Source organism: Comamonas sp. FG99 (assembly GCF_057808605.1).
In genome coordinates this window covers 22801-48175 of sequence record NZ_JBMDII010000012.1, presented here as the reverse complement: position 1 = coordinate 48175, position 25375 = coordinate 22801, and the positions used below count along the sequence as shown (strand labels likewise).

Below are 25375 nucleotides of genomic sequence, written 5' to 3'. Positions count from 1 at the left end.
GGTTGTCAGTCCTTGACGCCCCCGGCCGTGAGGCCGTGGACCAGGTATTTGCGCACCAGCACGGTGAACAGCAGCACGGGAAGCATGACCAGCGTGCCGGCCGCGGCGATCTTGCTCCACTCCCAGCCGTCGTACTGCAGGAAGTTGACGATGGCCACGGGTGCCGTGACCGCCTGGGTGCGCGTGAGGATGAGCGCGAAGAAGAAGTCGCTCCACGAGAAGATGAAGCACAGCACGGCCGTGGCCACCAGGCCGGGCCGGGTCAGCGGCAGGGTCACATGCCAGAAGGCGCTCCAGATGCCGCAGCCGTCGAGCCAGGCGGCCTCTTCCAGCGCGGCGGGAATGGCGTCGAAAAAGCCCTGCATCATCCAGATCACGATGGCCAGGTTGAAGGTCAGGTAGACCAGCACCAGGCCCCAGACGGTGTCCAGCAGCCCCAGCCAGCGAAAGGCCAGAAAGAAGGGAATGGTGAAGGCGATGGGCGGCGCCATGCGCGTGCACAGTATCCACAGCGCCACATGGCGCCGGTGGCGAAAGCGCCAGCGCGACAGCGCATAGGCCGCCGGCACGCCCAGCAGCAGCGACAGGCCGGTGGACAGCGTGCTCGCCAGCAGGCTGTTGCCGAAGGAGCGCGCAAAGCTGTCCTGCCACAGCCCGGCGAAGGCCTCCAGCGTGGGGCTGAAGGCCAGGCTCAGCTCCAGCGCGTCGGCGGCCGGGCGAAACGCCATCTGCACCATCCAGGCGAAGGGCAGCAGCACCGCGATGAGCAGCGCCACCGATGCCGTGCTGCGGGCATGGCGCCGTGCAAGGCGGCTCAAGGGTGGCCGCCGCGCCAGGGCTTCAACGGCCATCGCTGCCTCCTGCCCGGCCCAGCCGGCTGACCAGGGCGCTGAGCACGAAGATGATGGCCAGCATCACCACCGCGATGGCGCTGCCATAGCCCCAGTACGAGAAGTTGAAGGCCTGGATGAAGCCGTAGAAATTGGTCACCTCGGTCACCGTGCCCGGGCCGCCGTTGGTCAGCACATACAGCAGCGGGAAGGCCTTGAAGCTGTCGATCAGGCGGAACAGCGCGCAGACCACCAGGATGCGCTGCAGATAGGGCAGCACCACGTAGCGAAAGACCTGCCAGCGGCTGGCGCCGTCGATGCGCGCGGCATCGATGGGGTCGCGCGGCACCATCTGCAGCTGGGCCAGCACCATGAGCATGGTGAAGGGAAACCACTGCCAGACATCGGCTGCCACGATGGCCCACAGCGCCGTGTCCGGGTTGGCGATCAGCGAGCGCACGGGCCAACCCCACTGCTCCAGCAGCGCATGGGCCGGGCTGATGTCGGGCGTGTAGATGATCTTCCAGATCAGCGCCACCACGATGGGCGGCAGCACCATGGGAATCAGGAACAGCGTGCGCACCCCCGAGGCCACCCGGCCCGGGGTGTTCAGCAGCAGGGCCAGGCCCAGGCCCACCAGCAGTTGCAGCAGCACGCCCGCCACCGACAGCCTGGCCTGCACCCACAGCGAATGCACAAAGCGCTCGTCGTGCAGCAGCTGCGCGTAGTTGCCCAGCGGCGCATCGAAGCGGAAGCTGGCGGCCGGATCGGTCAGGCTCAGCGGCGTGAGGCTCACGGCCAGCAGCGTGAGCAGCGGCGCCAGCGTGATGCCGCCCAGCACCACCAGCGCGGGTGCCAGGCCCAGGCCATAGGCGCGCGCCGATTCGCGCCGCCATTGCCGTGGCTGCCGCAGCGGGGTTGCCGGCGCCGCCTTGCGGGGCCGGGCGATGGGCGCCTGGGCGCTGCCGGGCTGAGCGCCCGCGGCGGGCAGGGAGGCGGTGGGCGGCATCGGCAATCCCCCTCTCAGATCGCCACGCCGGCGCGGCGCAGCTCGGCAATCGAGGCGGCTTGGGCCTGCTTCATCGCCTGCTCGGGCGTGCGCTGGCCGGTCACGATCAGCTCGATGGCCTTGTTGATCTGCTGGTCCACCTGCGGATAGGCCGCGACCGTGCGGTACTTCATGTGGCCCTGGCGGCCCGACAGCTCGATGGATTGCGTGACCAGCGAGGCGATGTCGAAGCCGTTGGCGCGCTGGCGCTCGCGGTAGGCGGGCGAGTCGATGTCCGAGCGCCGCGTGGGCGAGCCATAGCCCGCCGCAATCGCGCGCTGCAGGATGGCCTTGGAAGTGGCCCAGGTGATGAACTGCCAGGCCGCATCCTTGTTCCTGCTGCCCACGGGAATCGCCCAGCCATGGATGGCCGTGCCCGGAAAGCGCCCTGCCGGCCCCTTGGGCACTTGGCCCCAGGCGGCCGATGCCGCGACCTTGCTGCTGGCCTTGTCGGCCAGCTGCGACAGGTTGATCTGGCCTTGCACGCTCAGGTGGCTGCGCCCGGCCTTGAGCGACTGCACCGCCTGGTCCGAGGTATACGAGACCACGCCGTCCGGCCCGTATTCGCGCAGCAGGCGCGAGAAGTAGTCGGCGGCGGCAATCGCCTCGGGGCTGTCGAGCGTGGGGAACAGGTCGTTCGGCGCCTTGCGGAACACATCGCCGCCGAAGGCCTGCAGGAAGGGGATGAAGGTCCAGCCGTAGTGGTTGTCGGTGACAAAGCCCGCGGCGCGCTCCTTGCGGTTCAGCGCCTTGGCGGCGGCCAGCAGATCCTGCGTGGTATCGGGGAAGGACAGGCCGGCCTGGCGCAGCAGGTCGAAGCGCGAGGCGGCGGCAATCGTCACCTCGGCCTGCCAGGGAATGCCATAGAGCCTGCCGTCGCTGCCGCGCTCGGGCGCCAGCGCGCCTTCGAGGAAGTCCTTCACGTCGAAGCCCGCGGGCGTCTTGTTGGGGTCGGCAAGAAAATCGTCCAGGGGGGTGAGCCAGCCCGAGTTGATCCAGCGGCTGGAGTAGATGAAGGTCAGGTTCACCGCGTCGAAGGCCGCGCCCTTGGTGGACAGCTCCAGGTCCGCGCGCTGGTTGTAGACCGGAAAGCCCGGCGTGTCGAAATTGACCTTGGCGCCGGTGGCCTCCTCGAACTCGCCAATCCAGGGGCGGATCAGCTTGGAGTACGGCGAGCTGTACAGCGAGGTGTTGAGCGTCACGCCCTTGAGCGGCTTGCTGAAGGCCAGCGCGGGAAAGCCCAGGCTGGCACCGGCGGCCAGGGCCGAGGCCAGCAGCCTGCGGCGCGGCACCAGCACGCCGCCTTCGAGATGGTAGGTGGTACGGGTCATGGAGGAAAGGCGGTAGTGGGGAACAAGGTGGATGGAGCGGCTCAGGCGGCAGCCTGGCTCAGGTCCACGCTGCGGCGGCCATCCACCGCGGTGGCGCGGTCGCCGCTCACGGTCACGCGGCGCACCACGCGGCGGACATCGCCGTAGTCGTTGACCGCATAGTGCTGCGTGGCGCGGTTGTCCCACAGCGCCACGTCGCCCTCGCGCCATTGCCAGCGCACGGTGTTCTCCAGCCGCGTCACGCGCTCGTGAAACAGCTGCAGCAGCGCGCTGGATTCGCTGTTGCGCAGGCCCTTGATGCGCTTGGCGAAGTGGCCCAGCAACAGCGCCTTTTCGCCGGTCTCGGGATGCACCTGCACCAGCGGCTGCTCGGCCTCGATGGTGCGGCGCGTGAAGGTCTTGCGGTAGGCGGCACGGCCGGCGAGCTCGTCGGCGCTGGCATTGCCGTGGCGGAAGTTCTCGGCATAGTCGTAGTCATTGCCGTGCACCGCCCATAGCTGCTCGGCCAGCTGCTGCAGCGGCGCGGGCAGGTGCTCGTAGCCTGCCACGGTGTTGGCCCATACCGTGTCGCCGCCCACCTCGGGCAGCGCCACCGCGCGCAGCACGCAGGCCTTGGGAAAGGCCGCCTGGAAGGTCACGTCGGTATGCCAGGAATCGGCCCGCCCGCCATGCTGCGAGTCGAGTTCGAGAAAGGCGGTGCCGCCGGGCGCGGGCACGGTGGGATGGGACTCGATCTCGCCGAACAGCCGCCCGAAGGCCTGGTGGCCCTCGTCCGTCAGATGCTGCTGGTCGCGAAAGAACAGCACGCGGTGCTTGAGCAGCGCGGCCCGGATGGCCGCGAACTGCCCCGCCGGCAGCTCGCCCGACAGCCGCACACCATGCACCACGGCGCCGATGCGGGCGGATACCGGCGTGATGCGCAGCGCCTGGGCGGCATCGTCGTCGGCACGGGTGGACAGATGGTGGGCATGGGTGACTGCATTCATGGGCTGTTCTCCGAAGATCGTGGTTGCAAGCTGGGAAGGCCATGCTAGGCAGCCGACCCGCGTCGGAGAACGAAGGTTTTCGCGTTTGGATATGCCGAAAGCAAGTATCGGCGGGCCGGGTGTGGGAAGCGCCTACCATCGGCACTTCAGGAGACAGCCATGCAAGCACCCAAGCCCGAAGCGCAAGCCTCGGCATCCGCGCTGATCGACCGGCGCATCGCCGAGCTGGCCGACTGGCGCGGCGCCACCTTGCGCCGCATGCGCGAGCTCATCCACCAGGCCGAGCCGCAGGTGGTGCAAGCGTGGAAATGGCGTGGCACGCCGGTCTGGTCGCACGGCGGCATCCTGTGCACCGGCGAAACCTACAAGGCGGTGGTGAAGCTGACCTTCGCCAAGGGCGCGGCGCTGGCCGATCCGGCCGGGCTCTTCAATGCCAGCCTCGACGGCAACACCCGGCGCGCGATCGACATCCGCGAGGGCGAGGAGGTCGATGCGCAGGCGTTCCAGGCCCTGGTGCGGGCGGCGGTGGCATTGAATGCGGCCGCCAGGGCCGCCAAGGCCTAGTTCAGAACAGCACCCGGCAGCGGATCGTGCCCGGCACCTGCGCCAGCTTTTCCAGCGCCAGCGCCGACGACTGCGCATCCAGATCGATCACCACATAGCCCACCTTCTCGTCGGTGCGCAGGTACTGGCCGGCGATGTTGATGCCGTTGTCGGCGAACACCAGGTTGATCGCCGACAGCACGCCCGGCACGTTGTGGTGCACATGCAGGATGCGGTTCTGGCCGGGGTGCGCGGGCAGCGCCACCTCGGGGAAATTCACGGCCGAGGTGGTGGTGCCGTTGTCGCTGTACTTGACCAGCTTCTCCGCCACCTCCAGGCCGATGTTGGCCTGCGCCTCCATGGTGGAGCCGCCGATGTGCGGCGTGAGGATCACGTTGTCCATGCCGCGCAGCGGCGAGACGAACTCGTCCTTGTTGCTCTTGGGCTCGGTGGGGAAGACGTCGACCGCCGCGCCCAGCAGGCGCTTGGCCGCCAGCGCCTCGGCCAGCGCGTCGATCTGCACCACGGTGCCGCGCGAGGCATTGATGAGGATGCTGCCCGGCTTCATCGCTGCCAGCTCGTCGGCGCCGATCATCCACTGCGTGGAAGGCAGCTCGGGCACGTGCAGGGTCACGATGTCGGCCTGGGCGAGCAGATCCTTCAGGTTCGCGGCCTGGCGCGCATTGCCCAGCGGCAGCTTGGTGACCACGTCGTGGAACAGCACCTGCATGCCCAGCGCCTCGGCCAGCACCGACAGCTGGGTGCCGATGGAGCCGTAGCCGACGATGCCCAGCGTCTTGCCGCGGATCTCGTAGGCGCCGTCGGCTCTCTTGAGCCAGCCGCCGCGGTGCGCCACCGCGTTCTTCTGCGGAATGCCGCGCAGCAGCAAGATGGCCTCGGCCAGCACCAGCTCGGCCACCGAGCGGGTGTTGGAGTAGGGGGCGTTGAAGACGACGATGCCGCGCTCGCGCGCGGCGTCCAGGTCCACCTGGTTGGTGCCTATGCAAAAGCAACCCACGGCCACCAGCTTGTGGGCGGCGGCAAACACATCGGCGGTGAGCTGGGTGCGCGAGCGGATGCCGACGAAATGCGCATCGGCGATCCTGCGCTTGAGCTCGTCGCCCTCCAGCGCGCCGGCGAGGGCTTCCACATTGGTGTAGCCCGCATCCCGCAGCACCTGCAGCGCAGACGGGTGGATGCCTTCGAGCAGCAGGAACTTGATCTTCGATTTATCGAGCGAGGTCTTGGCCATAGAGGGTCTCAGGGTCTTGGAATGCATTGGGTTGCGGGCGATCATGGCCCAGAATGGATGCCACTAGTGTTTATCAGGTTGACACACGGATTCTGGCAGCGTGGTACAACCTGGCGGGTGTTTTTTGACGAAAGCCCTGGCATGACCGAGCACCCCACCCCGAGTTTGTTTGATGCCGTGCAGGTTGGCGACCTGCAGCTGCGCAACCGTATCGCCATGGCGCCGCTGACGCGCAACCGTTCGCCCGAGGCGACGCCGCAGCCGATGGCGGCCACCTACTATGCGCAGCGCGCATCGGCGGGGCTGCTGATCTCCGAAGGCACCGCGATCTGCCCCGAGGGCCAGGGCTATTCGGACGTGCCGGGCCTGTACGGCACCGGCCAGCTCGACGGCTGGCGGCAGGTGACCGACGCGGTGCACGCGCACGGCGGCCGCATCGCCTGCCAGCTGTGGCATGTGGGGCGCGTGTCGCATGTGAGCCTGCAGCCGGGCGGCGCCGCGCCGGTGGCGCCTTCGGCCATCGCGGCCCAGGCCAAGACCTATGTGATCGACCGTGGCACCGGACAGGGAGGCTTTTTGCCGACCTCCGCGCCGCGCGCGCTGCACGCGGGCGAGCTGCCCGGCGTGGTCCACGCCTTTGCGGTGGCGGCACGCAATGCGGTGGAAACCGCGGGCTTCGACGGCGTGGAAATCCATGCGGCCAACGGCTACCTGCTGGACCAGTTCATGAAGGACGGCGCCAACCAGCGCAGCGACGACTACGGCGGCTCCATCGCCAACCGCGCGCGGCTGACGCTGGAGGTGGCGCGCGCGGTGGCCGACGCGGTGGGCCATGGCAAGGTAGGCATACGCCTGTCGCCCGTCACTCCGGCCAACGGCGTGAGCGACAGCGATCCGCAGCCGCTGTTCGAGCATGTGGTGCGGCAGCTGGCGCCGCTGGGCCTGGCCTATGTGCATGTGATCGAGGGCGCCACCGGCGGCCCGCGCGAGGTCGAGGGCCGGCCGTTCGACTTCGCCGCGCTCAAGCACGCCTACCGGCAGGCGGGCGGGCGCGGCGCCTGGATGGTGAACAATGGTTACACCCGCGCGCTGGCGCAGCAGGCCGTGGCCAGCGGCTATGCCGACATGGTGGCCTTCGGCCGGCCCTTCATCTCCAACCCCGACCTGGTCGAGCGGCTGCGCCGCGATGCGCCGCTGGCCAAGCCCGACTCCGCCACCTTCTACGGCGGCGGCGAGGCGGGCTATGTCGACTACCCCGCGCTGCAGCCGGCCTGATACCGATTCGCCTTCAAAGCGATAACTGCGTTGCTTCGCCTTGCCGTATGCCCATACTGTCTGCGGCTTCGCGCCTGACTCTCGCTTCGAATGCAAACCGGTATGCGTTTAGCCATGCAGGTCGCCATGGCCGCGGCGGGACGATTTGCTACAGTCGCGGCTATGTCGAAACACTTGTTGATCCGGGCCTGGCTGCTGGCCGCGGCCCCGATGGCGCTGTCGGCCTGCTCGCTGTGGCCCGCCAAGAAGGCCGCCGAAGCCCCGCTGCCAACGCAGGCCGCCGCCAAAAGCACCCCCGCCGCCAACAGCGCCGCGCCTGCCGATGCCGGCAAGGCCGGGGCAGCGCGCATCGGCGCGGGCGAGCTGCAGGGCGTGTGGGAATGCAGCTTCCAGATCCGCATGGGCGAGGATGTGGCCAACTTCACCTACACCGACCAGTTCCAAGGCGACGGCAGCTTGCGCTCGCAGGCCTACCTGGTCTACGACATGCCCAGCACCCGCCAGCAATACGCCTATGTGCTGCAGGGCAGCGGGCACTGGCGCATGGAGGGCGACACCATCACCCTGATCGTGCCCGAGGTGGTGCGGCAGGACCGCTCCAAGCAGAAGAACCCCGAGCTGCTCAAGGACAAGGACCTGGTGCCCGAAGACCTGAGCGACACCTGGACGGTGCAGGCGGTGCAGGGCAGCAAGATGCGGGTGCTGGTGGGCAGCCTGGCCGACGAGATGCTGTGCGAGAAAGAATAGCGCTATCCCCAGCGTTCGCCTGATTGACAGGCCCCGGCTTTGGTCCTACAACAGCTGCATACCCGCAGCGCAGTGCGGGCAGGAGTCGCCATGACGGACGTTCACAGGATCAATCTCGACAAGCTGCGCAATATCGTGCAAAAGTTCCAGCACCGCGATTTCACCGCCGCGCAGGTGGCGGCCGACTACTGGGACAGCGCCAAGGGAGACGAGTTCGGCGGCCTCGTCACCACCAGCCGCCACATCCAGTTCGAGCAATTGCTGCTGCGCAATGCGGCGCTGCTGGGCATACAGCCCGTGCCGGGCGATGCCAGCCAGGCGCCGCAGCGCTGGCATGTGGCCTGATTGGCGCTGATAAAGTACCTGCCGACGCTGTTTCCACAGGCCATTCGGGTACTTTTGATGCATGCAACCCCTGGCGCGCCGGCCATTCGCCTGCGCGATTTTGCCGACGCCGACCTGCCCGTCCTGGCGCAGGCATTCACCGACCCGCGCGTGACCGCGTACTACGGGCTGGGCACCGAGGCCGGCACGCCGCAGGCCATCGCCCGCGAGCAACTGGACTGGCTGCGCGAGCTGCAGGCGCAGGGCGAGGGCTGGTGGCAGGCCGTCGTGGCGGCTGGCGACGGCGCCCTGGTGGGCGGCATAGGCGCCTATGACCGCGACGACGACGGCGACAGCGCCGACCTGGGGTTCTGGCTGCTGCCGGCGTACTGGGGGCGGGGCGCCATGCGCCAGGCGCTGCGGCGGTTCGCGCCGCTGGTGTTTGCGCGGCTGCGCCTGCACAGCCTGGTGGCCTATGCGGAGCCGGCCAACGAGGCATCGCAGCGGGTGCTGCTGGCCGGCGGCTTCCAATACGAAGGGCTGCTGCGCGAATGCACGCGCCGGGGCGCGCGCTACGTATCGCTCAAGCGCTATTCGCTGCTGCGCGGCGAGCTGCCGGCGCCGTGATCAGGCCTGGGGCGAGCGCTGCCGCACATGGCAGCCCTGCACATGGTCGTTCACCATGCCCATGGCCTGCATGAAGGCGTAGACCGTGGTGGGCCCGACGAAGCTGAAGCCGCGCTTTTTCAGGTCCTTGGACATCGCGACCGCCTCGGCCGAGGTCGTCATCGCGCGCAATGCCGCCCAGGTGAGCAGCCGGGGGCGGCTTTCGGGGGCGGGCGCAAAGCGCCAGACATAGGCGTCGAAACTGCCGAACTCCTGCTGCAGCTCCAGCACGCGCCGCGCATTGTTGATGGTGGATTCGATCTTGCCGCGGTGGCGCACGATGCCGGCGTCGGCCAGCAGGCGCTGCACGTCGGCCGCGCCGAAACGGGCCACCTGCGCCGGATCGAAGCCGGCAAAGCCGGCGCGAAAGGCCTCGCGCTTGTTCAGGATGGTGAGCCACGACAGCCCGGCCTGGAAGCCTTCGAGGCAGATCTTCTCGAACAGCCGCCGGTCGTCGTGCACCGCAAAGCCCCATTCCTCGTCGTGGTAACGCTGGTACAGCGGGGTGGCCGAGCACCAGGCGCAGCGCAGCGCGCCGTCGCTGCCGGCGAACAAGCCTTCGGGCGGGGTGGTCGTGGCCATGCCGGACACCGTGGCTAGACGCCGTAGCGCTCGCGGTAGGCCTGCACCCGCGCATGGTGCTCGCTGGCCGCGCCGGCGCCCAGGTAGCGCAGCAGGTCTTCGAGCCTGGCGATGGTGCAGACCTGCATGCCCAGCTGGTCGCGCACGTACTGCACCGCGCTGTAGGGCACGTCCTGGCCATGCTCGGTGGCCTTTTCCTGCCGGTCGAGCGCGATCGCCATCGCATGCGGCGTGGCGCCGGCGGCCTTGATCAGCGCGATCGACTCGCGCGCCGCGGTGCCGGCGGACATCACATCGTCGATGATCAGCACCCGGCCCCGGATCGGCGCGCCCACCAGCGTGCCGCCCTCGCCGTGGTCCTTGGCTTCCTTGCGGTTGTAGGCGAAGGGCACGTTCTTGCCCAGGCGCGCGAGCTCGACCGCCACCGTGGCCGCCAGCGGGATGCCCTTGTAGGCCGGGCCGAAGACCATGTCGAACTCGATGCCGCTGGCCGTGATCGCGTTGGCATAGAAGGCCGCCAGCCGGCCCATCTTGGCGCCGTCGTCGAACAGCCCGGCGTTGAAGAAATACGGGCTCATGCGCCCGGCTTTGGTTTTGAATTCTCCAAACCGCAAGACGCCCGATTCCACCGCAAAACGCACGAACGCCTGCGCCAGCTCGCCGGCATCGCCCGACTGTGGGAGACTATCCACCATGACCCAATCCTTGTTCAAATTAACCAGCCTCAACCTCAATGGCATCCGCTCGGCGGCCAACAAAGGAGTGATTCCCTGGGTCGAGGCGACCCGGCCCGATTGTATTTGCGTACAGGAAATCAAGGCGCAGCACGCGGACATGCAAGGCAAGTTCGAGCAGATCGGCGGCATGCACGGCTACTTCCAGTTCGCCGAGAAAAAAGGCTATTCCGGCGTGGGCGTGTACAGCCGCCACGAGCCCAGCGACGTGATCACCGGTTTTTCGCCCGGCGAATTCGACGCCGAGGGCCGCTACGTGGAGCTGCGCTTCGACAAGCCGGGGCGCAAGCTCTCCATCATCAGCTGCTACTTCCCGAGCGGCAGCTCGGGCGAGGACCGGCAGCTGGCCAAGTACCGCTTTCTGGCCGAGCTGCACCCGCTGCTGATGCGCCTCAAGGGCGAGCGCGAATTCATCCTCTGCGGCGACGTGAACATCGCGCACCAGAACGCCGACCTGAAGAACTGGCGCAGCAACCAGAAGAACAGCGGCTTCCTGCCCGAGGAGCGCGCCTGGATGACCCGGGTGCTGGAAAAGGAAGCCGAGGCCGGCGGCCTGGTGGACGTGTACCGCCTGCTGCAGCCCGACACCACCGACGCCTGCTACACCTGGTGGAGCAACCGCGGCCAGGCCTATGCGAACAACGTGGGGTGGCGCCTGGACTACCACCTGGCCACGCCGGCCACCGCGCTGCTGGCGCGCGCCGAGCATATCTACAAGCAGCAGAAGTTCTCGGACCACGCGCCGATCACGATTGACTACGAGCTGGCGCTGTAGGCTGCGAAAGCCGTGGCCGCCGGCCCATGCTTCTTCAATCCACCAGCGCCGAATACACCAGCTGCCGCAGCTGGGTGCGCAGCGGGTAGGTGCTCGACGGCAGCAGCTGGGTCATGAAGATGCAGGTGATCTGCTCCGCCGGGTCGACCCAGAACGCGGTGCTGGCCGCGCCACCCCAGGCATATTCGCCCTTGGAGCCCAGGGTGCCGGCGGCCATCGGGTCCTGCAGCACCGAAAAACCCAGGCCGAAGCCCTGGCCGTCGAAGCCCACCTCGGCGAACAGCGGAATGCCGAACTGCCTCAGGTCCTGCCCGCCGGGCAGGGAGTTGGTGGTCATGTAGCGCAGCGTGCGGCTGCCCAGCAGGCGCTGGCCTCCCCACTCGCCGCCGCGCAGCAGCATTTGCGTGAAGCGGTGGTAGTCGGCGGTTGTGGACACCAGCCCGCCGCCGCCCGAGAGAAAGCCGGCCTCGCCGCGCGCCAGCGGATCCTCGAAGCGCGTGGCCCGGCCCTGCTCGCCGGGCACATAGAGCGCGGCCAGGCGCCCGCCCAAGCGCTTGCCTTGGTCGCCGTGCAGCCGCAAGGCCGTGTCCTTCATGCCCAGCGGGGCGAAGATGCGCTCGTGGAAGAACTGCTCCAGGTTCTGGCCCGAGATCACCTCCACCAGGTGGCCCAGCACGTCGGTGGCCACCGAGTAGTTCCAGCGCGTGCCCGGGTCGAAGCGCAGCGGCAGCCGGGCCCAGTCCTGAACGCATTGCGCCAGCGTATGGCCCTTGGGCGCGCCCCATTCGTAGCCCGCGTTGCGGTACATCTCGTCCTGCACGTGGACATGGTGAAAGCCGTAGGTCAGGCCCGAGGTGTGGTTGAGCAGGTGCACGATGCGCATCGGCCCGGTGGCCGGCCGCAGCGCCGGCTTGAGCGCCGTGCCGCCGGTGAGCACCTGCATCTGCGCGAACGCGGGCAGGTATTTGGCCACTGGATCGGTCAGCTCGAAGCGCCCCTCTTCGTACAGCATCATGGCCGCCACCGTGGTGATGGGCTTGGTCATCGAGTAGATGCGGAACACCGTGTCGTCCTCGACCGGCAGCTGGTTCTCCACATCGCGCCAGCCATAGTTCTCGCGGTAGGCGATCTCGCCATGGCGGCAGACTTGCACCTGCCAGCCCGGCAGGCGCCCGTCGTCGACATAGGCGGCAAAGTGGCGGCCGATGCGGGCCAGGCGCGCGGGATCGAAACCAAGCTGGGTCATGGGGGAACTCGCCAAGATTGCTGCAATGCAGGCATCGTAGCCCATGCCTACGGCAAAAAGTGTCGCGCAATTTGTCGCGAAAGTAGGTTACGCGACAAAATTGTGTCGCGTAACGAGCCGCCGCTGGGCAGACCATGGCGGGGGCTTGCCGCCATGTGGCAAAGCGGTGCTTTACCGAAGAGCGGGAGCGCGCATTCCTGGCCTGCCTCAGCCAACCACCCGCTTGCCGCCCACCATTCCCTGTCCCGTCACCTCGCCTTCGGCGATCAGGTCGCCGCACACGAATCCATGCACCTGGGCCTTGCCGCCTGGCTTGCAGACCAGGTTTGCGCTCACCATGCCTTTGAGGATGAGCTCGCCGCCGGCCTCGACCGTGACCGAGCCGGTGTACAGGCCGCGCATCTCCACGCGCTCGGTGATCCGGACATCGCCGACTACCATTCCGTTTTCGACTCTCATGGGCTGCTCCTGCGGGGGGGCGCTGGGGCGGCGCTCTGGTTAGGATTTAAAAATATAGCGGCCAGCGCCTGCCAATCGCTGAATTCGAAGTGTTTTTACCCTGAATTCACCATCAGGCAAGCGCCAGCCGCTATGGTTTTGAGGATGCCGGCTCAGCCCCTGAGCACCGAGAGCACCTCGTCCAGCATTTTCTTGGCGTCGCCGAACAGCATGCGGTTGTTGTCCTTGTAGAACAGCGGGTTGTCCACGCCCGCGTAGCCCGAGGCCATCGAACGCTTCATCACGATGGAGTGCTTGGCCTTCCACACTTCCAGCACCGGCATGCCGGCGATGGGGCTGTCGGGGTCGTCCAGCGCGCTGGGGTTCACGATGTCGTTGGCGCCGATCACCATCGCCACGTCGGCGTCGGGGAAGTCCTCGTTGATCTCGTCCATCTCCATCACGATGTCGTAGGGCACCTTGGCCTCGGCCAGCAGCACGTTCATGTGGCCCGGCATGCGCCCGGCCACCGGGTGGATGGCGAAGCGCACATCCACGCCCTTCTCGCGCAGGGCCTTGGTGATCTCGTAGACCGTGTGCTGGGCCTGGGCCACGGCCATGCCGTAGCCGGGCACGATGATCACGCTCTTGGCCTCGCGCAGCATCTCGGCGGTCTCGGCCGCGCTCACCGGCACGGCCTCGCCCTGGGGTTCTGCAGCCGCGCCGCCGCCGGCCGCCTTCTTGGGCGCGCCCGAGCCGAAGCCGCCGGCGATCACGCTGATGAAGTTGCGGTTCATCGCCTGGCACATGATGTACGACAGGATCGCGCCCGACGAGCCCACCAGCGCGCCGGTGACGATCAAGAGGTCGTTGTTCAGCATGAAGCCGGTGGCCGCGGCCGCCCAGCCCGAGTAGCTGTTGAGCATGGAGACCACCACCGGCATGTCCGCGCCGCCAATCGCCATCACCATGTGCACGCCGAACAGCAGCGCGATCACGGTCATCACGATCAGCGGCGTCATGCCGGCCTGCACGTCATGGGCGTTCAGGAACTGCTTGCCGAACCAGATCACCACCAAGAGCGCGGCCAGGTTGAGCCAATGGCGCCCGGGCAGCAAGAGCGGCTTGCCGCCGATGCGGCCGTTGAGCTTGCCGAAGGCGATCAGCGAGCCGCTGAAGGTGACCGCGCCGATCAGGATGCCGACGTAGATCTCCACCTCGTGGATGGCTTTTTCGGCGCCGCTGAACTGCACCGAGGTGTCGACGTAGCTGGCAAAGCCCACCAGGCAGGCGGCCAGGCCCACCAGGCTGTGCATCAGCGCGACCAGCTCGGGCATCTGGGTCATCTTGACGATCTTGGCTGCATACAGGCCAATGCCGCCGCCGATCACCAGCGCGGCGACGATCCAGGCGATGCCGGACGGGCTCACGCGCGGGCCGAACACGGTGGCCAGCACGGCCAGCGCCATGCCGATCATGCCGAACAGGTTGCCGCGGCGCGAGGTTTCCGGGTTGGACAAGCCACCCAGGCTGAGGATGAAAAGAATGGCCGCGCCCAGGTAGGCGACGGTAGCGAGGGATTGGGACATGTTCGTCTTCTTTCTTGTTGTCGTTATTTACTTGCGGAACATGGCCAGCATGCGGCGCGTGACGGCAAAGCCGCCGAACATGTTGACGGCCGTGAGCACCAGGGCGGCGAATGCCAGCCACATGATGAGCCCATCGGGCCGTCCGTTCGCTCCCGCCTCGGGTGGCGCGATCTGCACCAGCGCGCCGATGGCGATGATGCTGGAGATGGCGTTGGTCACGCTCATCAGCGGCGTGTGCAGCGCGGGCGTCACGTTCCACACCACCATGTAGCCGATGAAGCAGGCCAGCACGAAGACCGTGAAGTGGCCCAGGAAGGCCGCGGGCGCATAGGCGCCGATCAGCGCGAACAGCACGGCCGCCACCGCGAAGACGATGACCAGCGACTTGACCGCCATGGGCGCGCCGGCGCCATGGCCGTGGCCGCTCTTCTTCTCGGCCACCGGTGCGGCGGCCGCCTTGGGTGCGGGCACGGGCGCCTGCTTGAGCGGCGGTGCGGGCCAGGTGATCTCGCCATCCTTGATGACGGTGAGGCCGCGGATCGCGTCGTCCTCCATGTTCACGACCGCCACGCCGTCCTTGGCCTTGCACAGCTCCTCGGTCAGGCGCAGCAGGTTGGTGGCGTACAGCGTGGACGACTGCTTGGCCAGGCGCGAGGCCAGATCGGTGTAGCCGATGATGGTCACGCCATGGCGCACCACGGCCTCGCCGGGCACGGTCAGCTCGCAGTTGCCGCCTTGCTCGGCGGCCATGTCCACGATCACGCTGCCGGGCTTCATGCTCTGCACCATCTCGGCGGTAATGAGCTTCGGCGCCGGCTTGCCGGGGATCAGCGCGGTGGTGATGATGATGTCGGCATCCTTGGCCTGCGCGGCATACATCTGGCGCTGCGCGGCCTGGAAGCCCTCGCTCATGACCTTGGCGTAGCCGCCGCCGCCCGAGCCGTCCTCTTCGTAATCGACCTTGACGAACTCGCCGCCCAGCGACTTGACCTGGTCGGCCACCTCGGCGCGCGTGTCGTTGGCGCGCACGATGGCGCCCAGGTTGGCCGCGGTGCCGATGGCGGCCAGGCCTGCCACGCCGGCGCCGGCGATGAAGACCTTGGCGGGAGGAACCTTGCCCGCGGCCGTGATCTGGCCGTTGAAGTAGCGGCCAAAGGCATTGGCCGCCTCGATCACGGCGCGGTAGCCGGAGACGCCGGCGGTGGAAGTGAGCGCATCCATCTTCTGCGCGCGCGAGAGCGTGCGCGGCAGGCAGTCGATGGCCAGCACCGTGGTCTTCTTGGCGGCCAGCTGCTGCATCAGCCCGGGGTTTTGCGCGGGCCAGATGAAGTCGATCAGTGTGCCGCCTTCGCGCATCAGGCCGACTTCGGCCTCGCTTGGCGGGCGCACCTTGAACACGATGTCGGATGCGGCCCACAGCGACGCGGCATCGGGCAGGATTTGTGCGCCGGCGGCGCGGTAGGCGTCGTCGCTGAAGTTGGCGGCCTCGCCGGCGCCGGCTTCAATCGCGACCTGAAAGCCCAGCTTGATGAGCTTTTCCACCACGTCGGGCACGGTGGCGACCCGCTTTTCCAGCGGGAAGGTCTCGCGCGGAATGCCTATGCGTTGGGCGGCGCTGCGCTGGGCAGCGCCGGGCGGGGCGTTGCCTGGCGGCACCGCTGGGGTGGATTGTGTCTGCATGAAGGATCTCTCCTGGAGTTTGGTAATCGTTATGCCAGGCGCGCCGCATCCCCTGGGCCGCGCGCGCCTGCGTGTTGGGCAGACTTGTAGCATAGGCGCATGGCGCGGGCCATAGGGAAAACGTCGGCGCGAGTCGCCTATATGCGACAAACCGCCGCGGGGGCCTTCAGGCCCGCGCGGCGGTTTGCAGGAAACGGCTGGCGCCGCAGCCAGGTTTTACTGCATGAACCAGCCGTGGCTGACCACCAGCGACTGGCCGGTCAGCGCATTGGTGGGGAAGGCGGCGAACAGCAGCGCCACCCGGGCGACGTCGTCGGTGGTGGTGAATTCGCCGTCCACCGTCTCCTTGAGCATCACGTTCTTGATCACCTCGTCTTCCGTGATGCCCAGCGTCTTCGCCTGCTCGGGGATCTGCTTGTCCACCAGCGGCGTGCGCACGAAGCCGGGGCAGATCACATTGGCGCGCACGCCGTGCTTGGCGCCTTCCTTCGCCACGGTCTTGGCCAGCCCGATGAGGCCGTGCTTGGCGGTCACGTAGGGCGCCTTGAGCAGCGAGGCCTCCTTGGAGTGCACCGAGCCCATGTAGATCACGCTGCCGCCGCGGCCTTGCGCGTACATGTGCTTGAGGCAGGCGCGGGTGGTGAGGAAGGCGCCATCCAGGTGGATGGCGAGCATCTTCTTCCAGTCGGCGAAGCTGAATTCCTCGACCGGGTGCACGATCTGTATGCCCGCGTTGCTGACCAGGATGTCGATGCCGCCAAAGGCGCGGACCGCCTCTTCGACCGAGGCGTTCACCTGGGCTTCGTCGGTCACGTCCACCGCCACGCCGATGGCTTCGGCGCCGGTGGCCTTGAGTTCGGCCGCGGCGGCGTCCGCCGCCTCCTTGTTGAGGTCGGCGATCACGATCTTCGCGCCCTCCTGGGCGTAGACGATGGCGATCTCCTTGCCGATGCCGCTGGCCGCGCCGGTGATGTAGGCGACTTTGTCCTTGAGTTGCATGGGGTAGTCCTTTCGTTGTGCGGGGTTGGTCTGTTTCAGGCGAGATAGTCGTGCTCGACGCTGCCCAGCGCCAGCGTCATGTCGGCGATGTAGTGCACCGCCGATTCGACCTTCAGCACCGGCAGCTGCGCCACCGGCGCGAGCGCATGCGGATGCAGCTCCAGCGTGGCCGGCGCCGACCACGCGCCCTTGAGCTGCACGTCCACCATGTGGTAGCGCACGAGCTCGCAGATGCGGGGGCTGCCGTCCACATGCGGGATGATCTTGAGCAGGAAATTGGGTTGCGCGATGCCCGCCAGGATGGCGCCGGGCTCCAGCGTGCGGTGCTTGAAGCCCATGGTAGCGGTGGCCACCCGCACCTTGCCGTAGTCCAAGGTGCCGATGATGGTGTCGGTCTCGTACGCGAGTTGCGGCGACGCGAGCTTCTTCGGAAAGCCCCACAGCTCCCGGCCGCCGGCGATGGGCGGGTGGTCGTTGAGGTACATGGCGTGCACGTAGGCGCCCTGTTCGGTGCCGCGGGCGCTGCGCAGCTGCACCGGTATCACCTGGCCCGATTCGGTGTAGTCGCCGAAGCCGGTGGAGTCGGGCATGCGGATGAATTCATATTTGACCAGCGGCTCGGTGATCTCCAGCGGCTCGGGCACCACCGCGCGCAGCGCGTCCGGGTCGGTGCGGTAGGTGATCACCACGAACTCCCGGTTGACGAAGCGGTAGGGGCCCGGCGGGAATGCCGGGCTGGTGAATGGCATGGCAAAGGCGTTCTGGCGGAGTTCGGCTGCATTCATGGCAAAGCGGTGTGGGTTGAAGATGAGGGAAATCCCTGGCTCCATAGCCTGCGCCCGCCGGCTTAGACGAAACTGAAGCGGGCGCTGCACAGCGGTGTCAGCCGGGCCGGCCGCTCTCGGCCGCATGGGGGTGGCGCACCTGCGGCGCCTGCGGCTCGGCCAGGTCGTAGGTGGTCACGCCGCTGGGCTCGGCCTGGCGGCGCAGCCATTCGGGGTGGGCCAGCGTGGTGCGCATGTCGCGCATGCCGCTTTCCCAATGCTCCTCGACCGCGACGCGCGAGAACTCGTAGTCCTTCGAGTCCAGCTCGTAGGGCTTGTGGCGGTAGATCAGGTGGACGATGTCGATCGGCGCGCTGTGCAGGCGCTCGCGCAGCGCGGCCACTTCGGGCGCATTGCGCAGCCGCGGCGGCAGCTTCTGCAGCAGCGCGGCCAGGTCCTGCTGCAGGTTGACGCCGGCGGCCAGCACGTCGGTGTTCAGCCGGGTGCGGCTGGAGTACTGGATGTCCTTTTGCCGTGCCGCCACCTCGGCCAGCGTGCGCGGCAGCGCGCCGCGCGCGCTGAACAGGTCGACCTGCAGCACCAGCAGGCGGCGCAGGCGCTGGTGCTCGTCCAGCAGATACTGCAGCGGCGTGTTGGAGACGATGCCGCCGTCCCAATAGTCCTCGCCGTCGATCTGCACTGGCGGAAACCCCGGCGGCAGCGCCCCGCTGGCCATGATGTGCTCGGCGCGGATGGTGTCGCTGCGGCTGTCGAAGTACACCGAGTTGCCGCTTCTCACATTCACCGCGCCCACCGACAGGCGGACCTCGCCATGGTTGATGCGGTCGAAATCGACCAGGCGCTCCAGCGTCGCCTTGAGCGGGCTGGTGTCGTAGTAGCTCTGCACCGGCGCGGCCGGCCCCAGCAGCAGCGCCAGCGGCGAGCGCGGCTCGAAGAAGCCGGGAATGCCGCCCAGCACCGCGGCGGCCGCGCTCCACTGGCCGAGCAGGCTGCGCTCGCCGGCCCAGGCCGGCAGCATCTGCCCCGGCCCGGACGAGACCGACTGCCAGAACGCGCGCAGCTGCTGCACCCGCCGCTCGGGCGCGTTGCCCGCGATCAGCGCTGCATTGATCGCGCCGATCGACACGCCGGCCACCCAGTCCAGGTCCTGGTGCTGCTCGCTCAGCGCCTCGTACACCCCGGCCTGGTAGGCGCCCAGCGCACCGCCGCCCTGCAGCACCAGTGCTTTGACGGCTTTGTTGACGGCCTGGTCCGGGGGGCGGGTGGCTGGAGCGGGCGCGGTGCGTGGGCGGGGGCTGCGGGGCATGGCGGATAGATTTCGGCAATGAACAGGGCGGCCATCTTCGCATTTCCCGCAGTGGCGTGTGGCGGGCGCGGGCTGGGGGCTTGCCGCTACACTGCGTGGTTGGCTTTCTTTCCCACGCTGTCATGCTGCAATACCACACCGTTCCCGTCACCCCGTTCCAGCAGAACTGCTCCCTGGTCTGGTGCGATCAGACGATGGAGGCGGCCGTCATCGATCCGGGCGGCGACCTGGAGCAGATCGAGTGGGAGCTGGAGCGCCTGGGCCTCGCGCTCAAGGCCATCTGGCTCACCCATGCGCACATCGACCATGCCGGTGGCACCGGCGAGCTGGCGCGCAGGCTGCAGCTGCCCATCATCGGGCCGCAGCAGGAAGATCAGTTCTGGATCGACGGCCTGCCGCAGCAAAGCGCGATGTTCGGCTTTCCCGAGGCGCTGCCCTTCGTGCCCACGCGCTGGCTGCACGACGGCGATACGGTCACCATCGGCCGCGAGACGCTGAACGTGCGCCACACGCCGGGCCACACGCCCGGGCATGTGGTGTTCCACGCGCCGCAGATCGACCGTGCCTTCGTCGGCGACGTGCTGTTCGCCGGCAGCATAGGCCGCACCGATTTCCCGCGCGGCAACCACCAGCAGCTGATCGACAGCATCACCCAGCGCCTGTGGCCCATGGGCGACCAGACGGTGTTCATCCCCGGCCATGGGCCCGAGAGCAGTTTCGGGCGTGAGCGCAAGAGCAACCCCTATGTGGGCGGCACCTGAGGCGTTGGCGGGAGAGGGTTGTCTAAAATGAGAGCTGTTAGCGCTTGCCAGTAAATGGTTTGAGATGGTTTTTGCTTTGAAAACCAATGTGGTCAAGCGCCAGCAGCTCCTGTTTTTGCGCTATACCCGCGCCCGCGCCAGCTTGGGCGGCAGGCCGAAGCGGCGCCGGTAGGCGGTGGCGAAGTTGGCCGCGCTGGTGTAGCCGGCCACCAGGGCGGCCTGGCCTACGGTGATGCCGTCGTGCTCCAGCGCCTGGCGCGCGCGCTGCAGGCGGCATTCGCGCAGGTGCTCGAACACCGTGGTGCCGTAGACGCTGCGGAACTGGCGCTGCAGCGTATTGGCGTTCACGCCCGCGTGGCGCGCGATCGCATCCAGCGACCATTCGTCGGCCTGGCCCGAGGCCAGCAAGGCATGCAGCTCGCGCAGGCGCTGGTGCTCGCGCGGCAGCAGCGCCTGCGCGCTGGCCGCGGGCGCGGCCTGGCACAGCGTGCCCAGGGCCTCGCCGGCCAGCTCCAGCGCGCGGCTTTCGAGGTAGATGTGCTGCAGCATCGGCGCCAGCGCCGGCGGGCGCACGATCTGCTCGGCGATCGCCGCCACGCGCGGCGACAGCTGCCAGCGCTGGATGGCGAGGTGCTGCCGCAGAAACTGCTCCAGCCCGGGCGGGGTGCCGTTGCCGCCGGCCTGGGCCAGCCACTCGGGCTCGAGCACCAGGCACACATAGCGCGAATACACGCCCCGGCGCACGCGGCGCGTGAAGCTCTCGGCCTGGGCCACCGTCACCAGCGCGGCGCTGGCGCCGGTGCCGGTATGCGACAGCGCCACGCGCAGCAGGCCGTAGGAGACATCCACCTTGCCCTCCAGCACCACCACCAGGCACAGGCTGGCGGCGATGGTGGCCTGCGCGGTCAGGTCGCAGCGGCTGCGCGCGTCGTCGTAGTGCAGCAGCAGGCCGGGACGCAGCCGGTGCAGGCGCGCCCGGTGCTCGCGCAGCTGCGCCTCGGCGGGTGCTGCGCCGTCGTCGGCAGGCGGGGAGGGAGCGTGGAACACCATGAGAAAAGCCAGGTGCTGGCAAATATCTTTGTTGCTGCGGCAAACGTGGACTGTGGCAGATTGTGCCATCCTATTCGGTCGAGATTACTAATGCAAATCATTCTCAATAAAATAAGCAGATTTGCAAACTTGAGCCTGTCATGAATTCGTCTCTATTTTGCTGGCGCCGCCGGATGATCGGCGCGGGCCTGGCCTTGTCGGCCCTGGCCACGGCCCGTGCGCAGCAGGGGGCCGCCGTCACTGTTACCGATCTCGCCGGCCGCAGCGTGCAGGTGCCCGCCAAGGTCGAGCGCATACTGCTGGGCGAAGGCCGGCTGCTGCCCGCGCTGGCGGTGTTCGAGCGCGCCGACCCCGCGCGCCGCCTGGTCGCGATGATGGGCGAGTTCGAGAAGCTCGATGCGCCCGGCTACGCGCAGTGGGCGCGGCGCTTTCCGCAGCTCGACAAGGTGCCGCGCGTGGGCCGCACCAGCAGCGGCAGCTTCAGCGAAGAGCAGGCCATCGCGCTCAAGCCCCAGCTGGCCATCCTGGGCCTGGCCGGCGGCCACGGCCCGAGCGAGCGCGACCGCGAGACCCTGGCGCGCCTGGAGGCCGCGGGCGTGGCGGTGGTGTTCATCGACCTGCGCCACGACCCGCTGGGCAATACGCCGCGCAGCATGGCCTTGCTGGGCGAGGTGCTGGGCCGCAAGGCCGAGGCCGAGGCCTTCGTGAAATTCTGGCGCGAGCAGCTCGCGCTGGTGACCGGGCGCCTGGCCCAGGCCCGGCCCGAGGCGCCCACGGTGTTCCTCGAAAACCGGGTGGGCCTGTCGGAGGGCTGCTGCGACACCATGGTCGGCCTGGTGGGCAAGCTGCTCGACGCGGCGGGCTCGCGCAATGTGGCCAAGGACCTGATCCCGGGCGAGTTCGGCACGCTCAACCCCGAGTTCCTGATCGCGCGCCAGCCACGCTTTTACATCGGCACCGGCATCGGCTCGCTGGCCGGCGCGAAGCAGACGCCGCTGCGCATCGTGCTCGGCGCCGACGCCACGCCCGAGGCCGCGCAGGCGTCGCTGGCGCGCGCAGTGCAGCGGCGCGGCATCGCGCAGCTGCAGGCCGTGCAGCAAGGGCGCGCCTATGCGATGTGGCACCACTTCTACAACTCGCCATTCAACGTGGTGGCGGTGCAGGTGTTCGCCAAGTGGCTGCACCCCGAGCTGTTCGCCGATCTCGAGCCGCGCGCCACCTTGCAGGCGATGTACGAGCGCTTCCAACCCATTCCCCTGGAAGGCGTCTACTGGACGCAGCTCAAGCCATGACGCGCGCCTGCTCCCGCCGCGCGCTGCTGGGCCTGGGCGCGGCGCTGGCCTTGCCCGGCTGCGCCGTGCAGCCCTCGCTGCAAGCTGCGCCGCCGGTGGCGCTGCCGGGCACGCGGCAGATCGATGTCGCGGCCGGTGATGCCGCAGGCCGCGTGCGCCGCATCATGCTCGCGCTGCCGCCCGCGGCGGCGCCGGCGCAGGGCTGGCCGGTGCTCTATGTGCTCGATGGCGACCTGCTGTTCGCGCTGGCCGCGCAGCTGATGCGCAACCGCTTCGCGCGCGGGCCGGGCGTGGCGGCCGAGGGCGCCGTGGTGGTGGGCCTGGGCTATGGGGGCGAGCAGGTGCTCGATCTGGACGCGCGCAGCTACGACTACACGCCCCCCGCGCCGGGGCCGGCCACGGACGCGCGCGGCCGCCGCGAGGGCGGGGCCGATGCCTTCCTCGACTTCATCGACGCCACGGTGCGCCCGCAGGTGGCGCGCGCGGTGCGCGTGGATGCGGCGCGCCAGACGCTGTTCGGCCATTCCTACGGCGGGCTGTGCGCGCTGCATGCGCTGTTCACGCGGCCCGGCGGCTTTCGCAACTACGTGGCCGCCAGCCCCTCGCTGTGGTGGCGCGGCGGCTTTGTGCTGCAAGAGCAGGCCCGCTTCGTGGCCGGGCGGCACGCCGGCGCGCCGCCGCTGCGCCTGCTGGTCACCCAGGGCGAGCGCGAGGCGCAAGCTGCCGTCGAGCCGCCCCAAGACCCCGCCCGCGCGGCTCTGGTGCGCGAGCGCCAGGGCGGCGAGCGCCTGCGTGCGCTGCTCGACGGCCTGCGCGGCGTGCCCGGCCTGGATCTGCGCTTTGCCTCGTTTGCCGGCGCCGACCACGGCAGCAGCATGCTGCCGGCGGTGCAGCAGGCGCTGGCGCTGGCGATCGGTGGGGCTGGGGCCGGAGGGCGCGGATGAACTCGCTCGCCGCGCGCTACCGCCGCTTCGCCGCGCTGCGCCTGTGGCTGCTGGCCGCGCTGGCCGGCGCGCTCTGCGCCACGCTGGCGCTCGACCTGGCGACCGGCCCCTCGGGCCTGCCGTTCGGCGACGTGGTGGCCGGGCTGCTGCGGCCCTCGGCCCTGGCGCTGGAGCAGCGCGTGATCCTCTGGGAGGTGCGCCTGCCCTATGCGGTGATGGCGCTGCTGGTCGGTGCCGCGCTCGGCCTGGCGGGCGCGGAGATGCAGACGGTGCTCAACAACCCGCTGGCCAGCCCCTTCACGCTGGGCCTGTCGGCCGCGGCGGCCGTGGGCGCGTCGGTGGCGGTGGTGGGCGGCTTCACGCTGATGGCGTTCGGCGAAAACCTGGCCGTGCCGCTGTCGGCCTTCGTGGTGGCCGCCGCGGCCACGCTGCTGATCCAGCTGCTGGCCTGGCGCTATGGCGCCACGGTGGACACGGTGGTGCTGTTCGGCATCGCCCTGCTGTTTTCCTTCGAGGCGCTGCTGTGGCTGATGCAGTTCATCGCCGACAGCAATGCCTTGCAGCAGATCGTGTTCTGGACCATGGGCAGCCTGGCGCGCGCCACCTGGAACAAGATCGCGCTGGTCGCCGCCGTGCTGCTGCTGTGCGCGTTGTGGTCGGCGAAGAACGCCTGGCTGCTGACCGCGCTGCGCGCCGGCGAAGACCAGGCGCGCAGCTTCGGCATCGCGGTGGAGCGGCTGCGCCTGGTGACGCTGCTGCGCGTAAGCCTGCTCGCGGCCACCGCGCTGTCCTTCGTGGGCACCATCGGCTTCGTCGGCCTGGTGGGGCCGCACATCGCGCGGCTGCTGCTGGGCGAGGACCACCGCTACTACCTGCCCGGCAGCGCGCTGGCGGGCGCGCTCATGCTCTCGGGCGCATCCATCCTCAGCAAGACGCTGGTGCCCGGCGTGGTGCTGCCCATAGGCATCATCACCGCGCTGGTCGGCGTGCCCATGTTCATGGCCCTGGTGCTGGCCCGCAGGAGAGGGGTATGAGCCAGGGCCTGGAGTTGCGCCAGCTGGGCGCCGGCTATGCGCGCCGGCCGGTGCTGCAGGGGCTGGACCTGGAGCGCATCGCGCCCGGCAGCCTGGTCGCGCTGGCGGGCCCGAACGCGGTGGGCAAGTCCACGCTGCTCAAGGCCATCGCCGGGCTGCGGCCGGTGCGCGGGCAGGTGCTGCTGGACGGCACCGACCTGGCCACGCTGGCGCCGCGCGAGCGCCTGCGCCGCGTGGGCTACCTGCCGCAGGCGCTGCCCCAGGCCAGCTCGCTGGTGGCCTACGAAGCCATGCTCAGCGCGCTGCGCGCCAGCCGCGCCGAGCTCAGCCGCCCGCAGGCCGAGGCGGCGATTGCCGGCGTCTTCGCCGAGCTCGGGCTGGACGCGCTGGCGCTGCGGCCCTTGAACGAACTCTCGGGCGGCCAGCGCCAGATGATCGGCCTGGCCCAGGTGCTGGTGCGCGAGCCGCGCCTGCTGCTGCTCGACGAGCCGACCAGCGCGCTCGATTTGCGCTGGCAGCTGCAGGTGCTGCAGGCGGTGCGCGCGCAGGTGGCCGGCGGCCGCACGCTGGCGCTGATCGCGGTGCACGACCTGAACCTGGCGCTGCGCTTTTGCGACCGCATCGTGGTGCTGGGGCCGGGCCAGGCCCACAACCGGCTGCTGGCCGCGGGCCGCCCGGCCGAGGTGCTCACGCCCGAGCTGCTGCGCGCCGCCTACGGCGTGCGCGCCCGCATAGAGCAATGCTCGCTGGGCCATCCCATCGTGCTGGCCGAAGCGGCCATCGCCCCCATTCCAGAGAACCACGAGACGCCATGATCCACGCCCAAGGCCAAGTCGCCACGCCCGAGGCCAGCCGCTGGCTGCAGCGCCTGTGCTTTCACTTCAGCCGCAAGATCGCGGTGCGCTACGACGAGCGCACAGGCCATGCCCAATTCCCCTGGGGCAGCTGCGAGATGCGCGCCGACGAGGCCGCGCTGCATTTCGCCTGCGCGGCCGACAGCGACGAGGCGCTGGCGCGCGTGCGCGAGGCGATCGACGGGCATATCGCGCTGTTCTCGCGCAAGCATCCGCTGGCGGTGCACTGGCACCCCGGCCCATCCGCCGATGGCGCCTGAGCGCCGCCGGCCCTTGTTTTTTGTTGTCATTGAGGATCGAGAAC

The 25375-nt window shown here is 68.9% G+C and carries 27 protein-coding genes; 12 read left to right on the top strand and 15 right to left on the bottom strand.

Annotated features, from left to right (window positions below; translation table 11 throughout):
• Window positions 1-5: 5 nt before the first annotated feature.
• Genes ACODRX_RS10210 through ACODRX_RS10195 form a run of 4 tightly spaced genes read right to left on the bottom strand, consistent with a single transcriptional unit; the run spans window position 6 to window position 4195 of the window.
• Window positions 6-851 carry a carbohydrate ABC transporter permease gene (locus ACODRX_RS10210; protein ID WP_488871377.1) on the bottom strand — a complete coding sequence of 282 codons (846 nt, stop codon included), beginning with the start codon at window positions 849-851 and terminating at the stop codon, window positions 6-8.
• Window positions 841-1839 (bottom strand): carbohydrate ABC transporter permease, encoded by a 999-nt coding sequence (locus tag ACODRX_RS10205; RefSeq protein ID WP_488871376.1) that lies wholly within the window; start codon window positions 1837-1839, stop codon window positions 841-843. Before ACODRX_RS10205 ends, ACODRX_RS10210 begins: the two co-directional genes overlap by 11 nt.
• Before the next feature lie 14 nt (window positions 1840-1853).
• Complete coding sequence (locus ACODRX_RS10200) at window positions 1854-3209, bottom strand: ABC transporter substrate-binding protein (RefSeq protein WP_488871375.1); 1356 nt, start codon at window positions 3207-3209, stop codon at window positions 1854-1856.
• Window positions 3210-3250: 41 nt separating this feature from the next.
• Window positions 3251-4195 (bottom strand): TauD/TfdA dioxygenase family protein, encoded by a 945-nt coding sequence (locus ACODRX_RS10195; RefSeq protein WP_488871374.1) that lies wholly within the window; start codon window positions 4193-4195, stop codon window positions 3251-3253.
• 159 nt (window positions 4196-4354) lie between these two features.
• On the opposite strand from ACODRX_RS10195, the gene ACODRX_RS10190 reads away from it, so the two are divergent.
• Window positions 4355-4759, top strand: coding sequence for a DUF1801 domain-containing protein (locus tag ACODRX_RS10190; RefSeq protein WP_488871373.1), 405 nt, complete (start codon window positions 4355-4357; stop codon window positions 4757-4759).
• Window position 4760: 1 nt separating this feature from the next.
• Here ACODRX_RS10190 and serA read toward each other — a convergent pair whose 3' ends face one another.
• Window positions 4761-5990, bottom strand: coding sequence for a phosphoglycerate dehydrogenase (gene serA, locus ACODRX_RS10185; protein WP_488871372.1), 1230 nt, complete (start codon window positions 5988-5990; stop codon window positions 4761-4763).
• A 141-nt stretch (window positions 5991-6131) separates the two neighbouring features.
• On the opposite strand from serA, the gene ACODRX_RS10180 reads away from it, so the two are divergent.
• The 4 genes from ACODRX_RS10180 (at window position 6132) to ACODRX_RS10165 (ending at window position 8963) form a co-directional block, all read left to right on the top strand.
• A complete protein-coding gene (locus ACODRX_RS10180) occupies window positions 6132-7265 on the top strand; it encodes an alkene reductase (protein WP_488871371.1) in 1134 nt (377 codons plus the stop codon).
• Window positions 7266-7427: 162 nt separating this feature from the next.
• The gene (locus tag ACODRX_RS10175) at window positions 7428-8012 is read left to right on the top strand and encodes a hypothetical protein (protein ID WP_488871370.1); all 585 of its coding nucleotides are present in this window, start codon (window positions 7428-7430) and stop codon (window positions 8010-8012) included.
• Window positions 8013-8102: 90 nt separating this feature from the next.
• On the top strand, window positions 8103-8357 hold the full coding sequence (locus ACODRX_RS10170; RefSeq protein WP_488871369.1) for a hypothetical protein: 255 nt from the start codon (window positions 8103-8105) through the stop codon (window positions 8355-8357).
• 57 nt (window positions 8358-8414) lie between these two features.
• On the top strand, window positions 8415-8963 hold the full coding sequence (locus ACODRX_RS10165; RefSeq protein ID WP_488871368.1) for a GNAT family N-acetyltransferase: 549 nt from the start codon (window positions 8415-8417) through the stop codon (window positions 8961-8963).
• Here ACODRX_RS10165 and ACODRX_RS10160 read toward each other — a convergent pair whose 3' ends face one another.
• Window positions 8964-9584 (bottom strand): DNA-3-methyladenine glycosylase I, encoded by a 621-nt coding sequence (locus tag ACODRX_RS10160; RefSeq protein ID WP_488871367.1) that lies wholly within the window; start codon window positions 9582-9584, stop codon window positions 8964-8966.
• A 14-nt stretch (window positions 9585-9598) separates the two neighbouring features.
• On the bottom strand, window positions 9599-10279 hold the full coding sequence (gene pyrE, locus ACODRX_RS10155) for an orotate phosphoribosyltransferase (protein ID WP_488871366.1): 681 nt from the start codon (window positions 10277-10279) through the stop codon (window positions 9599-9601).
• 10 nt (window positions 10280-10289) lie between these two features.
• On the opposite strand from pyrE, the gene ACODRX_RS10150 reads away from it, so the two are divergent.
• Window positions 10290-11093: an exodeoxyribonuclease III gene (locus ACODRX_RS10150; protein ID WP_488871454.1), complete on the top strand. Its 804-nt coding sequence runs from the start codon at window positions 10290-10292 to the stop codon at window positions 11091-11093.
• A gap of 34 nt (window positions 11094-11127) precedes the next feature.
• Here ACODRX_RS10150 and ACODRX_RS10145 read toward each other — a convergent pair whose 3' ends face one another.
• The 7 genes from ACODRX_RS10145 to ACODRX_RS10115 form a co-directional block, all read right to left on the bottom strand.
• Window positions 11128-12339 carry a serine hydrolase domain-containing protein gene (locus tag ACODRX_RS10145; protein ID WP_488871365.1) on the bottom strand — a complete coding sequence of 404 codons (1212 nt, stop codon included), beginning with the start codon at window positions 12337-12339 and terminating at the stop codon, window positions 11128-11130.
• Window positions 12340-12546: 207 nt separating this feature from the next.
• Window positions 12547-12798 carry a hypothetical protein gene (locus tag ACODRX_RS10140; protein WP_488871364.1) on the bottom strand — a complete coding sequence of 84 codons (252 nt, stop codon included), beginning with the start codon at window positions 12796-12798 and terminating at the stop codon, window positions 12547-12549.
• Window positions 12799-12950: 152 nt separating this feature from the next.
• Window positions 12951-14366, bottom strand: a complete 1416-nt coding sequence (gene pntB / locus ACODRX_RS10135) for a Re/Si-specific NAD(P)(+) transhydrogenase subunit beta (RefSeq protein WP_488871363.1) — start codon at window positions 14364-14366, stop codon at window positions 12951-12953.
• Between the two features lie 27 nt (window positions 14367-14393).
• Complete coding sequence (locus ACODRX_RS10130; RefSeq protein WP_488871362.1) at window positions 14394-16046, bottom strand: Re/Si-specific NAD(P)(+) transhydrogenase subunit alpha; 1653 nt, start codon at window positions 16044-16046, stop codon at window positions 14394-14396.
• A gap of 216 nt (window positions 16047-16262) precedes the next feature.
• Window positions 16263-17045 (bottom strand): 3-hydroxybutyrate dehydrogenase, encoded by a 783-nt coding sequence (locus tag ACODRX_RS10125; RefSeq protein WP_488871361.1) that lies wholly within the window; start codon window positions 17043-17045, stop codon window positions 16263-16265.
• Between the two features lie 35 nt (window positions 17046-17080).
• The gene (locus ACODRX_RS10120) at window positions 17081-17830 is read right to left on the bottom strand and encodes an acetoacetate decarboxylase (protein ID WP_488871360.1); all 750 of its coding nucleotides are present in this window, start codon (window positions 17828-17830) and stop codon (window positions 17081-17083) included.
• 97 nt (window positions 17831-17927) lie between these two features.
• A complete protein-coding gene (locus ACODRX_RS10115) occupies window positions 17928-19136 on the bottom strand; it encodes a patatin-like phospholipase family protein (protein WP_488871359.1) in 1209 nt (402 codons plus the stop codon).
• Window positions 19137-19258: 122 nt separating this feature from the next.
• On the opposite strand from ACODRX_RS10115, the gene ACODRX_RS10110 reads away from it, so the two are divergent.
• Window positions 19259-19897 carry an MBL fold metallo-hydrolase gene (locus ACODRX_RS10110; RefSeq protein WP_488871358.1) on the top strand — a complete coding sequence of 213 codons (639 nt, stop codon included), beginning with the start codon at window positions 19259-19261 and terminating at the stop codon, window positions 19895-19897.
• Window positions 19898-20017: 120 nt separating this feature from the next.
• Here the strand turns inward: ACODRX_RS10110 and ACODRX_RS10105 are convergent, their stop codons facing one another.
• Complete coding sequence (locus ACODRX_RS10105; RefSeq protein ID WP_488871357.1) at window positions 20018-20947, bottom strand: helix-turn-helix transcriptional regulator; 930 nt, start codon at window positions 20945-20947, stop codon at window positions 20018-20020.
• A gap of 140 nt (window positions 20948-21087) precedes the next feature.
• Between ACODRX_RS10105 and ACODRX_RS10100 the strand changes: the two genes are divergently transcribed.
• From ACODRX_RS10100 to ACODRX_RS10080, 5 genes are read left to right on the top strand one after another with little or no spacing between them, the layout of a single operon-like run.
• On the top strand, window positions 21088-22239 hold the full coding sequence (locus ACODRX_RS10100; RefSeq protein WP_488871356.1) for an ABC transporter substrate-binding protein: 1152 nt from the start codon (window positions 21088-21090) through the stop codon (window positions 22237-22239).
• Window positions 22236-23183 carry an alpha/beta hydrolase gene (locus ACODRX_RS10095; protein ID WP_488871355.1) on the top strand — a complete coding sequence of 316 codons (948 nt, stop codon included), beginning with the start codon at window positions 22236-22238 and terminating at the stop codon, window positions 23181-23183. The genes ACODRX_RS10100 and ACODRX_RS10095 overlap by 4 nt, the downstream gene beginning before the upstream one ends.
• Window positions 23180-24217, top strand: a complete 1038-nt coding sequence (locus ACODRX_RS10090) for a FecCD family ABC transporter permease (protein ID WP_488871354.1) — start codon at window positions 23180-23182, stop codon at window positions 24215-24217. The genes ACODRX_RS10095 and ACODRX_RS10090 overlap by 4 nt, the downstream gene beginning before the upstream one ends.
• The gene (locus ACODRX_RS10085; protein ID WP_488871353.1) at window positions 24214-25032 is read left to right on the top strand and encodes an ABC transporter ATP-binding protein; all 819 of its coding nucleotides are present in this window, start codon (window positions 24214-24216) and stop codon (window positions 25030-25032) included. Before ACODRX_RS10090 ends, ACODRX_RS10085 begins: the two co-directional genes overlap by 4 nt.
• Window positions 25029-25331 carry a DUF2218 domain-containing protein gene (locus ACODRX_RS10080; RefSeq protein WP_488871352.1) on the top strand — a complete coding sequence of 101 codons (303 nt, stop codon included), beginning with the start codon at window positions 25029-25031 and terminating at the stop codon, window positions 25329-25331. The genes ACODRX_RS10085 and ACODRX_RS10080 overlap by 4 nt, the downstream gene beginning before the upstream one ends.
• The last annotated feature ends 44 nt before the right edge of the window (window positions 25332-25375 follow it).

Coding starts and splice junctions, on each gene's coding strand:
- ACODRX_RS10210 (WP_488871377.1), bottom strand. CDS start 851: ATGGCCGTTGAAGCCCTGGCGCGGCGGCCACCCTTGAGCCGCCTTGCA.
- ACODRX_RS10205 (WP_488871376.1), bottom strand. CDS start 1,839: ATGCCGCCCACCGCCTCCCTGCCCGCCGCGGGCGCTCAGCCCGGCAGC.
- ACODRX_RS10200 (WP_488871375.1), bottom strand. CDS start 3,209: ATGACCCGTACCACCTACCATCTCGAAGGCGGCGTGCTGGTGCCGCGC.
- ACODRX_RS10195 (WP_488871374.1), bottom strand. CDS start 4,195: ATGAATGCAGTCACCCATGCCCACCATCTGTCCACCCGTGCCGACGAC.
- ACODRX_RS10190 (WP_488871373.1), top strand. CDS start 4,355: ATGCAAGCACCCAAGCCCGAAGCGCAAGCCTCGGCATCCGCGCTGATC.
- serA (WP_488871372.1), bottom strand. CDS start 5,990: ATGGCCAAGACCTCGCTCGATAAATCGAAGATCAAGTTCCTGCTGCTC.
- ACODRX_RS10180 (WP_488871371.1), top strand. CDS start 6,132: ATGACCGAGCACCCCACCCCGAGTTTGTTTGATGCCGTGCAGGTTGGC.
- ACODRX_RS10175 (WP_488871370.1), top strand. CDS start 7,428: ATGTCGAAACACTTGTTGATCCGGGCCTGGCTGCTGGCCGCGGCCCCG.
- ACODRX_RS10170 (WP_488871369.1), top strand. CDS start 8,103: ATGACGGACGTTCACAGGATCAATCTCGACAAGCTGCGCAATATCGTG.
- ACODRX_RS10165 (WP_488871368.1), top strand. CDS start 8,415: ATGCATGCAACCCCTGGCGCGCCGGCCATTCGCCTGCGCGATTTTGCC.
- ACODRX_RS10160 (WP_488871367.1), bottom strand. CDS start 9,584: ATGGCCACGACCACCCCGCCCGAAGGCTTGTTCGCCGGCAGCGACGGC.
- pyrE (WP_488871366.1), bottom strand. CDS start 10,279: ATGGTGGATAGTCTCCCACAGTCGGGCGATGCCGGCGAGCTGGCGCAG.
- ACODRX_RS10145 (WP_488871365.1), bottom strand. CDS start 12,339: ATGACCCAGCTTGGTTTCGATCCCGCGCGCCTGGCCCGCATCGGCCGC.
- ACODRX_RS10140 (WP_488871364.1), bottom strand. CDS start 12,798: ATGAGAGTCGAAAACGGAATGGTAGTCGGCGATGTCCGGATCACCGAG.
- pntB (WP_488871363.1), bottom strand. CDS start 14,366: ATGTCCCAATCCCTCGCTACCGTCGCCTACCTGGGCGCGGCCATTCTT.
- ACODRX_RS10130 (WP_488871362.1), bottom strand. CDS start 16,046: ATGCAGACACAATCCACCCCAGCGGTGCCGCCAGGCAACGCCCCGCCC.
- ACODRX_RS10125 (WP_488871361.1), bottom strand. CDS start 17,045: ATGCAACTCAAGGACAAAGTCGCCTACATCACCGGCGCGGCCAGCGGC.
- ACODRX_RS10120 (WP_488871360.1), bottom strand. CDS start 17,830: ATGAATGCAGCCGAACTCCGCCAGAACGCCTTTGCCATGCCATTCACC.
- ACODRX_RS10115 (WP_488871359.1), bottom strand. CDS start 19,136: ATGCCCCGCAGCCCCCGCCCACGCACCGCGCCCGCTCCAGCCACCCGC.
- ACODRX_RS10110 (WP_488871358.1), top strand. CDS start 19,259: ATGCTGCAATACCACACCGTTCCCGTCACCCCGTTCCAGCAGAACTGC.
- ACODRX_RS10105 (WP_488871357.1), bottom strand. CDS start 20,947: ATGGTGTTCCACGCTCCCTCCCCGCCTGCCGACGACGGCGCAGCACCC.
- ACODRX_RS10100 (WP_488871356.1), top strand. CDS start 21,088: ATGAATTCGTCTCTATTTTGCTGGCGCCGCCGGATGATCGGCGCGGGC.
- ACODRX_RS10095 (WP_488871355.1), top strand. CDS start 22,236: ATGACGCGCGCCTGCTCCCGCCGCGCGCTGCTGGGCCTGGGCGCGGCG.
- ACODRX_RS10090 (WP_488871354.1), top strand. CDS start 23,180: ATGAACTCGCTCGCCGCGCGCTACCGCCGCTTCGCCGCGCTGCGCCTG.
- ACODRX_RS10085 (WP_488871353.1), top strand. CDS start 24,214: ATGAGCCAGGGCCTGGAGTTGCGCCAGCTGGGCGCCGGCTATGCGCGC.
- ACODRX_RS10080 (WP_488871352.1), top strand. CDS start 25,029: ATGATCCACGCCCAAGGCCAAGTCGCCACGCCCGAGGCCAGCCGCTGG.